At 63.1% G+C, this 13,463-nt stretch carries 11 protein-coding genes; 10 read left to right on the top strand and 1 reads right to left on the bottom strand.

What is annotated here, in order from left to right:
• Positions 1–111: 111 nt before the first annotated feature.
• Positions 112–1,086: an alpha/beta hydrolase family protein gene (locus tag V3W39_RS18745; protein ID WP_177043256.1), complete on the bottom strand. Its 975-nt coding sequence runs from the start codon at positions 1,084–1,086 to the stop codon at positions 112–114.
• Between the two features lie 77 nt (positions 1,087–1,163).
• Here V3W39_RS18745 and V3W39_RS18740 point away from each other — a divergent pair, with 77 nt between their 5' ends.
• From V3W39_RS18740 to trpE, 10 genes are all read left to right on the top strand, one after another.
• The gene (locus tag V3W39_RS18740) at positions 1,164–3,551 is read left to right on the top strand and encodes a PAS domain-containing sensor histidine kinase (RefSeq protein ID WP_330213105.1); all 2,388 of its coding nucleotides are present in this window, start codon (positions 1,164–1,166) and stop codon (positions 3,549–3,551) included.
• A 25-nt stretch (positions 3,552–3,576) separates the two neighbouring features.
• Positions 3,577–4,206 carry a response regulator gene (locus tag V3W39_RS18735; RefSeq protein ID WP_003210977.1) on the top strand — a complete coding sequence of 210 codons (630 nt, stop codon included), beginning with the start codon at positions 3,577–3,579 and terminating at the stop codon, positions 4,204–4,206.
• A gap of 214 nt (positions 4,207–4,420) precedes the next feature.
• On the top strand, positions 4,421–5,533 hold the full coding sequence (locus V3W39_RS18730) for an ABC transporter ATP-binding protein (RefSeq protein WP_063026781.1): 1,113 nt from the start codon (positions 4,421–4,423) through the stop codon (positions 5,531–5,533).
• Between the two features lie 43 nt (positions 5,534–5,576).
• The gene (locus tag V3W39_RS18725; protein ID WP_177043258.1) at positions 5,577–6,617 is read left to right on the top strand and encodes an ABC transporter substrate-binding protein; all 1,041 of its coding nucleotides are present in this window, start codon (positions 5,577–5,579) and stop codon (positions 6,615–6,617) included.
• A gap of 173 nt (positions 6,618–6,790) precedes the next feature.
• Positions 6,791–8,023 (top strand): ABC transporter permease, encoded by a 1,233-nt coding sequence (locus V3W39_RS18720; RefSeq protein ID WP_003210972.1) that lies wholly within the window; start codon positions 6,791–6,793, stop codon positions 8,021–8,023.
• Between the two features lie 13 nt (positions 8,024–8,036).
• The gene (locus tag V3W39_RS18715; RefSeq protein WP_003210970.1) at positions 8,037–8,861 is read left to right on the top strand and encodes an ABC transporter permease; all 825 of its coding nucleotides are present in this window, start codon (positions 8,037–8,039) and stop codon (positions 8,859–8,861) included.
• 229 nt (positions 8,862–9,090) lie between these two features.
• Positions 9,091–10,239, top strand: a complete 1,149-nt coding sequence (locus V3W39_RS18710; RefSeq protein ID WP_177112615.1) for an iron-containing alcohol dehydrogenase — start codon at positions 9,091–9,093, stop codon at positions 10,237–10,239.
• Positions 10,240–10,323: 84 nt separating this feature from the next.
• On the top strand, positions 10,324–10,998 hold the full coding sequence (gene rpe / locus V3W39_RS18705; protein WP_008434441.1) for a ribulose-phosphate 3-epimerase: 675 nt from the start codon (positions 10,324–10,326) through the stop codon (positions 10,996–10,998).
• Positions 10,995–11,813, top strand: coding sequence for a phosphoglycolate phosphatase (locus V3W39_RS18700; RefSeq protein WP_177043260.1), 819 nt, complete (start codon positions 10,995–10,997; stop codon positions 11,811–11,813). The genes rpe and V3W39_RS18700 overlap by 4 nt, the downstream gene beginning before the upstream one ends.
• Before the next feature lie 68 nt (positions 11,814–11,881).
• Positions 11,882–13,363 carry an anthranilate synthase component I gene (gene trpE / locus V3W39_RS18695; RefSeq protein WP_177112617.1) on the top strand — a complete coding sequence of 494 codons (1,482 nt, stop codon included), beginning with the start codon at positions 11,882–11,884 and terminating at the stop codon, positions 13,361–13,363.
• Positions 13,364–13,463: the final 100 nt, after the last annotated feature.

The raw sequence follows: 13,463 nt of genomic DNA, 5'->3' as shown, positions 1-13,463 counted from the left end.
AGCTGGCTTGCCTGCGATGCGGGCAACTCGGTCTCACCGATGCGCCGAGGTGATGCCATCGCAGGCAAGCCAGCTGCCACAGTTGATCTTCATCAGTTTCAAAAACTGCGCTCAACTCCCGCTGGCCTGTGGGCTCAACCAACCGCGAACCCGCCGGTAAAGTTGCTCCTGTCCGGCGGGGCTGTTGTCGGGGAACGCCTTCAGGGACACCTGCTTGTAGTTGTCATTCTTCAAGCGCTTGCTGGCCTGGGAACGTTCCAGGGCGGTTTTGCGCGCCTGCCCGTCGTCCTGATAGAACAGGTCCGCCGTCGCCAGCTTCAGCTTGGGGGCCAGTTGTTGCAGGTCCGGTTCACGGCCCGCCGGCGTTTGCGCGGCAACCATGACGAATTTCTGCACCTGCGCCGGTTGTTTTTCACTCAGGTAACGCGCCGCCCACCAGGCGCCGGTGCCGTGGCCAAGCAGCACAATGCTGCGGGCGTTCTGGGTCTGGGCGAAGGCGAGGGCGGCATCAATGCGGGCGAAGATTCGCGAGGCGTCGGTCTTGTCTTGTTCATCGCTGCCGGGAACCACGGCCGGGTCGGTGCCCTCGGCTTCGGCGCTGGCGGCTTGTTCCACGGGTTTGGCGACGGTGCTGGCGTCTTTGCTGCTGGTGTCCACAGCGGCTTTTGGCGATTCGATGACCCGTGGCGGCAGGGTGTCGAGGGTCAGGTCCGGCAGTGACAAACTGAGGGTGCCCCACGCCGCGTCCGGCAATTTCTGGCGCAATGGCCCGATTGCTTGAGGCCAGTCAGCACTTTCGCCGTTGCCCGGGACGATAATCACCACGCCTTCCGGTTCACCCGTGTTGGCCGGTTTCCACAGGGCGAGGAAAGAGTCGCTGCCCGCCTGCAACTGTTGCTGCTCCTGTTGCGGGATTTGCCGCTCCAGGGCGTTGGCTTCTTCCTGGCTGCGCTCCGGCAAAGGCTGGCGCACCACCGGTTTTTCCGGGGCGGGAGCGGGAGTGTCGGCGGCCTCGACACAAAAGGCGCTGGTAAACAGCAGCGACAGGCACAATGCTGGCAGTGCCGAGCGGTGGAGAAGTGGCATCGTTGATTTCCGGCCAGAAGTGATTCCGGCAGCCTAATGGGTTGGTCAGTATTTGTCAGTGCTATGAGACGTGGATCATGGGTTTTCGCTTCCTGCTGGTTATCGGCTGTTTATGCTTTCCCTTGATCGCGGGCGCGGTGCCTGCGCCTGCTACTCACCCGGCGCAGTTGGATGCCGGCCAGCGTGAATGGCTGGGCCAGCACCCGGACCTGCGGGTCGGCCTGGTGTTGCAGGCGCCTTATGCCCAATACGATCGGCGCTTGCAGCGGCTGTCCGGAGCCAACGTCGAGTTGATGCAGTGGCTGGCCAAGGCGCTGAATATCGAGCTGACCTGGCGCAACTTTCCCAATCAGGAACAACTGGAGGCGGCAGTGCGTGACGGCGAGGTAGACCTCGCTCCCGGCCTGCTGCAAACCCCGGCTGGCCTGCGGTTGTGGCTGTTCTCCGACCCGTACATGCGCGTGCCCCAGCACATTGTCGGTATCCGCGATGGCGGCACCGCCGTGGACCTGGAAAAGCTCGACGACCAATCCCGCGTCGCCGTGCGCATGCCCAGCGCGGTCGCGGATTACCTGCGCAGCACCTACCCGAGTCTCAACCTGCAAGGCGTGCCCATGGAACGCCAGGCCCTGCAATTGCTGGTGAGCCAGCAGGCGCGGTATGCGGTGGTGGATGAAGCGCAATTGAGCCGCTTGTCGGGCGAAACCGAGTTCGCCGGCCTGGCCGTGGTGGGCGATATCGGCCTGCCGCAATTGCTGCGGGTGGCGACGCGGCGCGACTGGCCGGAACTGGCCGACATCGTGCAAAGCGCCTTGCGCACGATCCCCGCCCGGGATCTGGACCAACTGCACACACGCTGGCTGCAACCCAAATACCCGCGGGTAACCGAGTCGCCAGGCTTCTGGCAAAACCTCACAGTGCTTCTGGGCCTGCTGTTGCTGGCCAGCCTGGCCGTAGTGTTCTGGCAACGCCGCCAGCAACGCGGCCTGGAGCACAACCTGTTGGCCGCCCGGGAAGAAAGCGCCGCCCGCGCCGCCGGTGCCGAAGCGTTGCGCCTGACCCAGTTCTCCATCGACCAAAGCACCGTCGGCATCCTGTGGGTCAATTGGGACAGCCATGTGCGCTACGCCAACCTCGCGGCAGAAACCATGCTGGGCTACGGCCCCGGTGCGTTGATCGAGCGGCCGCTGATCGAGTTCGACCCGACGCTGACCATGGACCGCTGGCTCAACCTGTGGAAGCGCGCCCGGGCCAGTGAAGACGGGCCGCAGAGCTTTGCTACCAATTGCCTGCGGGCCGACGGCAGTGTGTTGCCGGCGGATGTGTCCCTGAGTTTCCTGCGGTTTGCCGACGGCGAGTATCTGGTGGTTTACCTCAACGACGTCACTGAGCGGCGCCGGGCCCTGGCAGCGTTGCAGGAAAGTGAGGCGCGCCTGCAGGGGATTGCCGCCAACGTGCCGGGGCTGGTGTTTCGCCTGGAGCGCTTGCCGTTAAGCGATGACATCGAGTTCGCCTATATCAGCCAGGGCAGCGAGAACCTGGTGGGCTACTCCCCGGCCGTCCTCAGTCATCGCGACATGGGCATCCGCAACCTGGTGCATCCCGAGGATCGGGCCAGCTACCACCGCACCCAGGACCAGGCCACTGACACGGAAAGCAACTGGACATGGCAAGGTCGCCTGCTGACGCGCACGGGTGAGCAACGTTGGACCGAGATCAAGGCGGTCAGCCGTCGCCTTGCGGATGGCGTGGTGGTATGGGACGGGATTGTCTGGGACATCAGCGAGAGCAAGCGCATCGAGCTGGAACTGGACGCCTCCCGCGCGCAACTGCGGGAATTGTCCGCCCACCTGGAAACCGTGCGCGAGGAAGAGAAGGCCCGCATCGCCCGGGAAGTGCACGATGAGCTGGGGCAAATGCTCACCGTGCTCAAGCTGGAAACCTCGATGTGCGAGCTGACCTACGCACAACTGGACCCCGGCCTGCACGAGCGGCTGAACAGCATGAAGCGCCTGATCGCCCAACTGTTCCAACTGGTGCGGGACGTGGCCACGGCCTTGCGCCCGCCGATTCTCGACGCCGGGATTGCCTCGGCCATCGAATGGCAGGCCCGGCGCTTCGAAGCCCGTACCCAGATTCCCTGCCTCGTGCAGGTGCCGGACAACCTGCCGGCCCTGAGCGACGCCAAGGCCATCGGCCTGTTCCGCATCCTGCAGGAGGCGCTGACCAATGTGATGCGCCATGCCCAGGCGCATACTGTCGAACTGACACTGGTGGTGGAGGGCGCGCATCTGCGGCTGACCATCAGCGACGATGGCACCGGTTTCGTCCAGGCCCCCGGGCGTCCGGTGTCGTTTGGCCTGGTAGGCATGCGCGAGCGGGTGCTGATCATGGGCGGGCAATTGAGCCTGGACAGCGAATTGGGCGAAGGCACCACCCTGAGCGTGACGGTGCCGCTGGATTGATAACCAAAAGAAGAGGACATCCACTGTGATCCGTGTACTGGTAGCCGAAGACCACACCATCGTTCGCGAAGGCATCAAGCAACTGATCGGCCTGGCCAAGGACCTGCTGGTGGTGGGCGAGGCGAGCAATGGCGAGCAGTTGCTGGAAACCCTGCGCCATGTGCCCTGCGAAGTGGTGTTGCTGGACATCTCGATGCCCGGCGTCAACGGTCTGGAAGCCATCCCGCGGATTCGTGCGCTGAACAATCCCCCGGCGATCCTGGTGCTGTCGATGCACGATGAAGCGCAAATGGCCGCCCGTGCGCTGAAGGTCGGTGCTGCCGGTTATGCCACCAAGGACAGCGACCCGGCGCTGCTGCTGACGGCGATTCGCAAGGTCGCGGCGGGCGGACGGTACATCGACCCGGACCTGGCCGACCGCATGGTCTTCGAAGTCGGCCTGACCGATTCCCGGCCATTGCACTCGTTGTTGTCGGAGCGCGAGTTCTCGGTATTCGAGCGCCTGGCCCAGGGCGCCAACGTCAACGACATCGCCCAGCAGTTGGCGCTTAGCAGCAAGACCATCAGCACTCACAAAGCGCGCCTGATGCAAAAGCTCAACATCACCTCCCTGGCGGAACTGGTGAAGTACGCGATGGAGCACAAGCTTCTATAGCCGCTTATCCATTTGCGACCACCCGCAAGCCCTGGCAGACCCATTCCTGCCACCTGTAGCGCTCGCACTGTTCTATGCCCGCCATCCGTGTAGGGCGATCCCTACCCCAAACCTTCCATCCTGCTGATGCCAATCTCTCCGGGCCCCCGATTTGCGGGGCTTCGCGGTAGGACTACGCTTGTTCCATGGCAGTCCAAAACAAAAAGGTGCGGGTATGAGCGAGGTGGATTCAAATGATGTGCTGGTCAGCTTCCGTGGCGTGCAAAAGAGCTACGACGGCGAGAACCTGATCGTCAAAGACCTCAACCTGGAAATTCGCAAGGGCGAGTTCCTGACCTTGCTCGGGCCGTCCGGGTCGGGCAAGACCACCAGCCTGATGATGCTCGCCGGTTTTGAAACCCCCACCGCCGGCGAGATCCAGCTGGCCGGCCGCTCCATCAACAACGTGCCGCCCCACAAGCGCGACATCGGCATGGTGTTCCAGAACTACGCGCTGTTCCCGCACATGACCGTCTCCGAGAACCTGGCGTTTCCGCTCTCGGTGCGCGGCTTGAGCAAGACCGACATCAGCGAGCGCGTAAAGCGTGTGCTGAGCATGGTCCAGCTCGATGCATTCGCCCAGCGCTACCCGGCGCAACTCTCCGGCGGCCAGCAACAGCGGGTTGCCCTGGCCCGTGCATTGGTGTTCGAGCCACAGCTGGTGCTGATGGACGAACCCCTCGGTGCCCTCGACAAGCAACTGCGCGAACACATGCAGATGGAGATCAAGCACCTGCATCAACGCCTCGGCGTCACCGTGGTGTACGTGACCCACGACCAGGGCGAAGCGCTGACCATGTCCGACCGGGTGGCGGTATTCCACCAGGGCGAGATCCAGCAGATCGCCGCACCGCGCACCCTGTACGAAGAGCCGAAAAACACCTTCGTCGCCAACTTCATCGGCGAGAACAACCGCCTCAATGGCCGCCTGCACAGCCACACCGGCGACCGCTGCGTGGTCGAGCTGGCGCGCGGCGAGAAGGTCGAGGCGCTGGCGGTGAACGTCGGCCAGGTCGGCGGCCCGGTGACTCTGTCGGTGCGCCCCGAGCGTGTCAGCCTCAATGGCTCCAGCGAGAGTTGCGTCAACCGCTTCTCCGGGCGGGTGGCCGAATTCATCTACCTGGGCGACCACGTGCGCGTGCGCCTGGAAGTCTGCGGCAAGTCCGATTTTTTTGTGAAACAACCGATCGCCGAGCTGGACACGGCCCTGGCGGTCGGCGACGTGGTACCGATTGGCTGGCAAGTCGAGCACGTTCGCGCACTCGACCCACTTCTAGAGGCGAATTGATCGCCCCCTTGCTTCACCAACCTCGCACGTGGAGAGAACAACAATGTTGAGATCCCTGAAATATTCGGCCCTGGCGTTGAGCTTGATGGGCGCGACACAGGCCATGGCAGGCCCTGATTTGACGGTCGTGTCCTTCGGTGGCGCGAACAAGGCGGCGCAGGTCAAGGCCTTCTACGCCCCGTGGGAAAGCGCGGGCAACGGCAAGATCGTCGCCGGCGAGTACAACGGTGAAATGGCCAAGGTCAAGGCGATGGTCGACACCAAGAGCGTGTCCTGGGACCTGGTGGAAGTCGAGTCGCCGGAACTGTCCCGTGGCTGTGACGAAGACATGTTCGAACCCCTGGACCCGAAACTGTTCGGCAACCCGGGCGATTACGTCAAAGGCGCGATCCAGCCGTGCGGCGTGGGCTTCTTTGTGTGGTCCACCGTGCTGGCCTACAACGCCGACAAACTGAAAGCACCACCAGGCGGCTGGGCAGATTTCTGGGACACCAAGAAATTCCCGGGCAAACGCGGCCTGCGCAAGGGCGCCAAGTACACCCTGGAATTCGCCTTGATGGCGGACGGCGTGGCACCTGCGGACGTGTACAAAGTGCTGGCCGGCAAAGATGGCCAGGACCGCGCCTTCAAGAAACTCGATGAGCTCAAGCCGTTCATCCAGTGGTGGGAAGCGGGCGCCCAGCCGCCGCAGTACCTCGCCTCGGGTGACGTGGTGATGAGTTCTGCCTACAACGGCCGGATCGCGGCCGTGCAGAAGGAAAGCAACCTGAAAGTGGTGTGGAACGGCGGGATCTACGATTTCGACGCCTGGGCCATTCCAAAAGGCCTGGCGAAAGACCGTGCCGACGCGGCGAAGAAATTCATCGCCTTCTCGGTACAGCCGCAGCAGCAGAAGACCTACTCGGAAAACATCGCCTACGGCCCGGCCAATACCCAGGCGGTACCGTTGCTGGCCAAGGACATCTTGAAGGACATGCCGACCACACCGGAAAACATCGCCAACCAGGTGCAGATCGATGTGAGCTTCTGGGCGGATAACGGCGAGCAACTGGAGCAGCGCTTTAACGCGTGGGCGGCCAAGTAACCCGGTCGCCAATGTGACACCACCCCTGTGGCGAGGGAGCTTGCTCCCGCTGGACTGCGCAGCAGTCCCATCTTTTGGGGCCGCTTCGCACCCCAGCGGGAGCAAGCTCCCTCGCCACAGGACAAGCGCTACACCCACGTTTTGCATTTATGTTTAAGAATCCGGAGTTCGCCATGGCCCTCGCCATTCCCAGCCCCACCCTGAAACAGCGCCTGGCGCGTGCCGAGCGGCTCAACCGCTGGAAGGCCCAGGCCTTGATCGCGCCGCTGGTGGTGTTTTTGCTGCTGGTGTTTTTGGTGCCGATTGTGGCGCTGCTGTACAAAAGCGTCGGCAACCCGGAAGTGGTGGGCGGCCTGCCGCGCACGGTGGTGGCGGTGACGGCCTGGGACGGTCGTGGCCTGCCCGGCGAGCCGGTGTACCAGGCCATCAGCGAAGACCTGGGCGAAGCCCGGAAAAACTCGACCCTGGGCGATCTGTCAAAACGCTTGAACATGGAACTGGCGGGCTATCGCAGCCTGCTGACGAAAACCGCGCGGGCGCTGCCGTTTACCGAAGCGCCTGCCTCCTATAAAGAAGCGCTGGAAAACCTCGACGAACGCTGGGGCGACCCGGCGTACTGGCAGGCGATCCGGCGCAACACCAGTAGCCTCACGCCGTACTACTTGCTGGCCGCCGTCGATCACCGTATCGACGACCTCGGCGAAATCGCCCCGGCCACCCCGGACCAGGCGATCTACCTCGATATCTTCGCCCGTACCTTCTGGATGGGCCTGGTGATCACCGTGTGCTGCCTGCTGCTGGCCTACCCGCTGGCGTACCTGCTGGCCAACTTGCCGGCGCGGCAGAGCAACCTGCTGATGATCCTGGTGCTGCTGCCGTTCTGGACCTCGGTGCTGGTGCGGGTGGCGGCCTGGATTGTGTTGCTGCAGTCCGGCGGCCTGATCAACAGCGCGCTGATGGGCATGGGCCTGATCGATAAACCGGTGGAGTTGGTGTTCAACCGGCTGGGGGTCTACATCTCCATGGTGCACATCCTGCTGCCGTTCATGATTTTGCCGATCTACAGCGTGATGAAAGGCATCTCGCCCACCTACATGCGGGCGGCGATTTCCCTGGGCTGCCACCCGTTCGCCAGCTTCTGGCGCGTGTACTTCCCGCAGACCTACGCGGGCGTCGGCGCCGGCTGCCTGTTGGTGTTCATTTTGGCGATCGGCTACTACATCACCCCGGCGTTGCTGGGCAGCCCGAACGACCAGATGGTCAGCTACTTCGTGGCCTTCTACACCAACACCAGCATCAACTGGGGCATGGCCACGGCCCTGGGCGGTTTGCTGCTGCTGGCCACGGTGGTGCTGTACCTGATCTACAACTGGCTGGTAGGCGCCAGCCGCCTGCGCCTGAGCTGAGGAGACCGATGCGATGCTGAGCCCTTATATGTCGCCCGTGGAACGGGTCTGGTTCTACAGCTTGCGGATTCTCTGCGGCCTGATCCTGTTGTTCCTGATCTTGCCGGTGCTGGTGATCATCCCGCTGTCGTTCAACAGTGGAAGTTTCCTGGTGTATCCGCTGCAAGGTTTCTCGCTGCACTGGTACCAGGACTTCTTCGGCTCCGCGGAATGGATGCGCGCCCTCAAGAACAGCATCATCGTTGCCCCGGCGGCCACGGTGCTGGCGATGGTGTTCGGCACGCTGGCGGCGATTGGCCTGACCCGCGGGCATTTCCCCGGCAAGGCGCTGGTGATGGCCCTGGTGATTTCGCCGATGGTGGTGCCGGTGGTAATCATCGGCGTGGCCAGTTACCTGTTTTTCGCGCCGCTGGGCCTGGGCAACAGCTTCTTCTCGCTGATCGTGGTGCACGCGGTGTTGGGTGTGCCGTTTGTGATCATCACCGTGTCGGCGACCTTGCAAGGGTTTAACCACAACCTGGTGCGGGCGGCGGCGAGCCTGGGTGCGTCACCGTTGACGGCGTTTCGCCGGGTGACCTTGCCGCTGATTGCGCCGGGGGTGATCTCCGGGGCGCTGTTTGCCTTTGCCACCTCGTTTGATGAAGTGGTGGTGACGCTGTTTCTCGCCGGGCCCGAGCAAGCGACCTTGCCCCGGCAGATGTTCAGCGGCATCCGTGAAAACCTCAGCCCGACCATCGCGGCGGCGGCGACCTTGCTGATCGCCTTCTCGGTGGTGCTGTTGCTGACCCTGGAATGGCTGCGCGGGCGTAGCGAGAAACTGCGCACCGCACAAGTCTAAAGACCGAGTCGCGATCAAATGTGGGACCAGGCTTGTGTGGGAGCTGGCTTGCCTGCGATAGCATCACCGCAGTGTGACTGACACACCGAGGTGCTTGCATCGCGGGCAAGCCCGGCTCCCACACAAGCCTGCTCCCAAAGGGAACGTACCATTCACCCCATGAATGGCAGACAACCTCAAATCCCAAGCTACTCTTGTGCCAGCCCATAACTGATAAGAGGCCGCGCACATGAGTACTTCCTCATTCAAGATCGCCCACAAACTGCTCACTGGCCCAGGCGCCATCGAGCAACTGGCCGCCGAGCTGACGCGGCTGGATGTCGACAACCCGCTGATTGTCACCGACGCGGCGCTGGTCAAGTCCGGCACCGTGGCGCTGGCGCTGGAACATCTGGGCGAACGGACCTACGAAATCTTTGACCGCGTGCTGCCCGACCCGGAAATCGCCATCGTCGAGGACTGCATGCGCGTCTACCGCGAAGGCGGGCATGACGGCCTGATTGGCGTCGGCGGCGGCAGTGCCATCGACATCGCCAAGAGCGTGGCAGCCTACGCCGGTTACCACGGCGCCCTGGCCGACCTGTTCGGCGTGGACCAGGTACCGCGCAAAGGCCCGCCGCTGATCGCGATTCCCACCACCGCCGGCACCGGTTCGGAGGTGACCAATGTGGCGATTCTGTCGGACAAGGTCGCGCAATTGAAAAAAGGCATCGTCAGCGACTACCTGCTGCCGGACGTGGCCCTGATCAGCCCGCAAATGACCCTGACCTGCCCCCGCAGCGTCACCGCCGCCAGTGGCGTGGACGCGCTGGTGCACGCCATCGAATCCTACCTGTCGCTGAATGCCTCGCCGATCACCGATGCGCTGGCACTGGGTGCGATCAAACTGATCGCCAAGGCTTTGCCCAAGGCCTACGCCAACCCGGCGAACCTGCAGGCCCGTGACGATATGGCCACCGCCAGCCTGATGGCCGGCATGGCATTCGGCAATGCCGGCGTCGGTGCAGTGCATGCGTTGGCGTATCCGCTTGGCGGGCGCTTCAACATCGCCCACGGCGTGAGCAATGCCTTGCTGCTGCCCTACGTGATGCACTGGAACAAACTGGCGTGCGTGGAGCGCATGCAGGAAATTGCCCAGGCCATGGGCGTAAATGTCACGGGCCTGAGTGCGGTGGATGCCGCCGACCAGGCCGTGGATGCGATGACGCGACTGTGTGCCGCAGTGGAGATCCCGTCCGGCCTGCGCAGCTTCGGTGTGCCCGAAGACGCCATCCCGGCCATGGCGGTAGAAGCGGCGGGGATCGAGCGACTGATGCGCAACAATCCGCGCAAGCTCAGCGCCGCCGATATCGAGAAAATCTACCGGGCGGCGTTCTAACCATTGAGCGAGGTCACGGTGCGCGCGGCAAAGCATGAGGTATACAATGCGCGCCATCGTGATTTAGCTCAAAAAAGGTGCGTCATGCAGCCCTTCGTCATTGCTCCATCGATTCTCTCCGCCGACTTCGCCCGCCTGGGTGAGGAAGTGGACAACGTGTTGGCCGCCGGTGCCGACTTCGTTCACTTCGATGTCATGGACAACCACTATGTGCCGAACCTGACCATTGGTCCGATGGTCTGCGCCGCCCTGCGCAAGTACGGCGTGACCGCGCCCATCGATGCGCACTTGATGGTTAGCCCGGTAGACCGCATCGTCGGTGACTTCATCGAAGCCGGCGCGACCTACATCACCTTCCACCCGGAAGCCACGCTGCACGTGGACCGCACCCTGCAGTTGATCCGTGAGGGCGGTTGCAAGGCCGGCCTGGTGTTCAACCCGGCCACTCCGCTGAGTGTGCTCGAGTACGTGATGGACAAGGTCGACATGGTCCTGCTGATGAGCGTCAACCCGGGCTTCGGCGGGCAGAAGTTCATCCCTGGCACCCTCAACAAGCTGCGTGAAGCGCGGGCGCTGATCGATGCGTCGGGCCGGGATATCCGCCTGGAGATCGACGGTGGCGTCAACGTCAACAACATCCGCGAAATCGCGGCGGCCGGTGCCGACACCTTTGTCGCCGGCTCGGCAATCTTCAATGCCCCGGACTATCAGGAAGTGATCGCCAAGATGCGTGCAGAACTGGCGCTGGCGCGTCCATGAGTGGCTTTGAGCAGTTGTTCCCCGGCAAACTGCCACGGCTGGTGATGTTCGATCTGGACGGTACGTTGATCGATTCGGTGCCGGACCTGGCAGCGGCGGTGGACCAGATGCTGCTCAAGCTGGGGCGCAAGCCGGCGGGTGTCGAGTCGGTGCGCGAGTGGGTCGGCAACGGTGTGCAGATGCTGGTGCGCCGGGCCCTGGCCAACAACATCGATGCCGAGGGCGTGGACGAGGTGGAAGCCGAGCACGCCCTTGAGCTGTTCAACGTGGCCTATGAAAACGGCCACGAGTTGACCGTGGTCTACCCCGGCGTGCGCGACACCTTGAAGTGGCTGCACAAGCAGGGCGTGGAAATGGCCCTGATCACCAACAAGCCGGAGCGCTTCGTCGCGCCGCTGCTGGACCAGATGAAGATCGGCCGTTATTTCCGCTGGATCATCGGTGGCGATACCTTGCCGCAGAAGAAGCCGGACCCGGCGGCACTGTTCTTCGTGATGAAAATGGCCAATATCCCGGCGTCCCAATCGCTGTTTGTCGGCGATTCGCGCAGCGATGTGCTGGCGGCGAAGGCGGCGGGAGTCAAATGCGTGGCCTTGAGTTATGGTTACAACCATGGCCGGCCGATTGCCGAAGAATCCCCGGCGCTGGTGATAGATGACCTGCGGCTGTTAATCCCAGGTTGCTTGGGAGCGGGCGCTGAGATAACGTTGCCCGACGCTGTTCCATCCCCTTCTGGAAATCCCATCGTGGTGGTCACTCGCAAACTCTGGATGAAAGTCATCAAGGCCCTGGCCCGCTGGCGTTGGCGCGCCTGACTGATCCTGGCCGCGCTGCGGCACGTTTGCACACCTGACCGTTAGACCCTCATGCCACGAGGCACCTCATGATCCGCGAAGAATTCCTGCGTTTGGCCGCTGCCGGCTACAACCGTATCCCCATGGCCTGCGAAACCCTGGCCGACTTCGACACCCCGCTGTCGATCTACCTGAAACTGGCCGACGAGCCCAACTCCTATCTGCTGGAGTCGGTGCAGGGCGGCGAGAAGTGGGGCCGTTATTCGATCATCGGCCTGCCGTGCCGCACGGTGCTGCGTGTACATGATCACCATGTCAGCATCACCCTGGACGGCGTCGAGATCGAAAGCCACGACGTTGAAGACCCACTGGCCTTCGTCGAAGACTTCAAGGCGCGCTACAACGTGCCGACCATCGCCGGCCTGCCGCGCTTCAACGGCGGCCTGGTGGGCTACTTCGGCTACGACTGCGTGCGCTACGTGGAAAAACGCCTGGGCAAATGCCCGAACCCCGATCCATTGGGCGTGCCGGACATTCTGCTGATGGTCTCCGACGCGGTGGTGGTGTTCGACAACCTCGCCGGCAAGATGCACGCGATTGTGTTGGCGGATCCTTCCCAGGCCGATGCGTTCGAGCAAGGCCAGGCCAGCCTGGAAGCGCTGCTGGAAAAACTGCGCCAGCCGATCACTCCGCGTCGCGGCCTGGACCTCAGCCGTCCGCCGGCGGCCGATCCGATCTTTCGTTCAAGCTTTACCCAGGATGACTACGAGCGTGCCGTCGATACCATCAAGGAATACATCCTTGCCGGTGACTGCATGCAGGTGGTGCCGTCGCAACGCATGTCCATCGACTTCAAGGCCGCGCCGATTGATTTGTACCGGGCGCTGCGCTGCTTCAACCCGACGCCGTACATGTACTTCTTCAACTTTGGCGACTTCCACGTGGTGGGCAGTTCGCCGGAAGTGCTGGTGCGGGTCGAAGACAACCTGATCACCGTGCGCCCGATTGCCGGCACGCGCCCTCGCGGCGCGACTGAAGAGGCTGACCTGGCGCTGGAGCAGGACCTGCTGAGCGATGATAAGGAAATCGCCGAGCACTTGATGCTGATCGACCTGGGTCGTAACGACACCGGGCGTGTCTCTGAAATCGGTTCGGTGAAGCTCACCGAGAAGATGGTGATCGAGCGTTATTCCAACGTGATGCACATCGTGTCCAACGTCACCGGCGAGCTGAAGGCCGGATTGACCGCAATGGATGCGCTGCGGGCGATCCTGCCGGCGGGCACCTTGTCGGGCGCGCCGAAGATTCGTGCGATGGAAATCATCGACGAACTGGAGCCGGTCAAGCGTGGCGTGTATGGCGGTGCGGTGGGGTATTTTGCCTGGAACGGCAACATGGACACCGCGATTGCGATCCGTACGGCGGTGATCAAGGACGGCGAACTGCATGTGCAAGCGGGCGGCGGGATTGTGGCCGACTCGGTGCCGGCCCTGGAATGGGAAGAGACGCTGAACAAGCGCCGGGCGATGTTCCGGGCGGTGGCGCTGGCTGAGCAAACGCCGCAGGGCTGACTGCTGATCTCGATCCAAATGTGGGAGCCGGGCTTGCCCGCGATGGCGGTGTGACAGTCGATAGATTAGTTGACTGATCTACCGCTATCGCAGGCAAGCC

The organism is Pseudomonas sp. Z18(2022) (genome assembly GCF_036346535.1).
Taxonomy (GTDB): Bacteria; Pseudomonadota; Gammaproteobacteria; order Pseudomonadales; family Pseudomonadaceae; genus Aquipseudomonas; species Aquipseudomonas yamanorum_A.
The sequence above is the reverse complement of the archived record's forward strand: the minus strand, read 5'-3'. Positions and strand labels throughout refer to the sequence as shown.

Bases quoted from the DNA above. Each gene is read 5' to 3' on its own strand.
- V3W39_RS18725 (WP_177043258.1), top strand. From the start codon at position 5,577: ATGTTGAGATCCCTGAAATATTCGGCCCTGGCGTTGAGCTTGATGGGC.
- V3W39_RS18715 (WP_003210970.1), top strand. From the start codon at position 8,037: ATGCTGAGCCCTTATATGTCGCCCGTGGAACGGGTCTGGTTCTACAGC.
- V3W39_RS18700 (WP_177043260.1), top strand. From the start codon at position 10,995: ATGAGTGGCTTTGAGCAGTTGTTCCCCGGCAAACTGCCACGGCTGGTG.
- V3W39_RS18710 (WP_177112615.1), top strand. From the start codon at position 9,091: ATGAGTACTTCCTCATTCAAGATCGCCCACAAACTGCTCACTGGCCCA.
- V3W39_RS18720 (WP_003210972.1), top strand. From the start codon at position 6,791: ATGGCCCTCGCCATTCCCAGCCCCACCCTGAAACAGCGCCTGGCGCGT.
- V3W39_RS18740 (WP_330213105.1), top strand. From the start codon at position 1,164: ATGGGTTTTCGCTTCCTGCTGGTTATCGGCTGTTTATGCTTTCCCTTG.
- V3W39_RS18730 (WP_063026781.1), top strand. From the start codon at position 4,421: ATGAGCGAGGTGGATTCAAATGATGTGCTGGTCAGCTTCCGTGGCGTG.
- V3W39_RS18745 (WP_177043256.1), bottom strand. From the start codon at position 1,086: ATGCCACTTCTCCACCGCTCGGCACTGCCAGCATTGTGCCTGTCGCTG.
- trpE (WP_177112617.1), top strand. From the start codon at position 11,882: ATGATCCGCGAAGAATTCCTGCGTTTGGCCGCTGCCGGCTACAACCGT.
- rpe (WP_008434441.1), top strand. From the start codon at position 10,324: ATGCAGCCCTTCGTCATTGCTCCATCGATTCTCTCCGCCGACTTCGCC.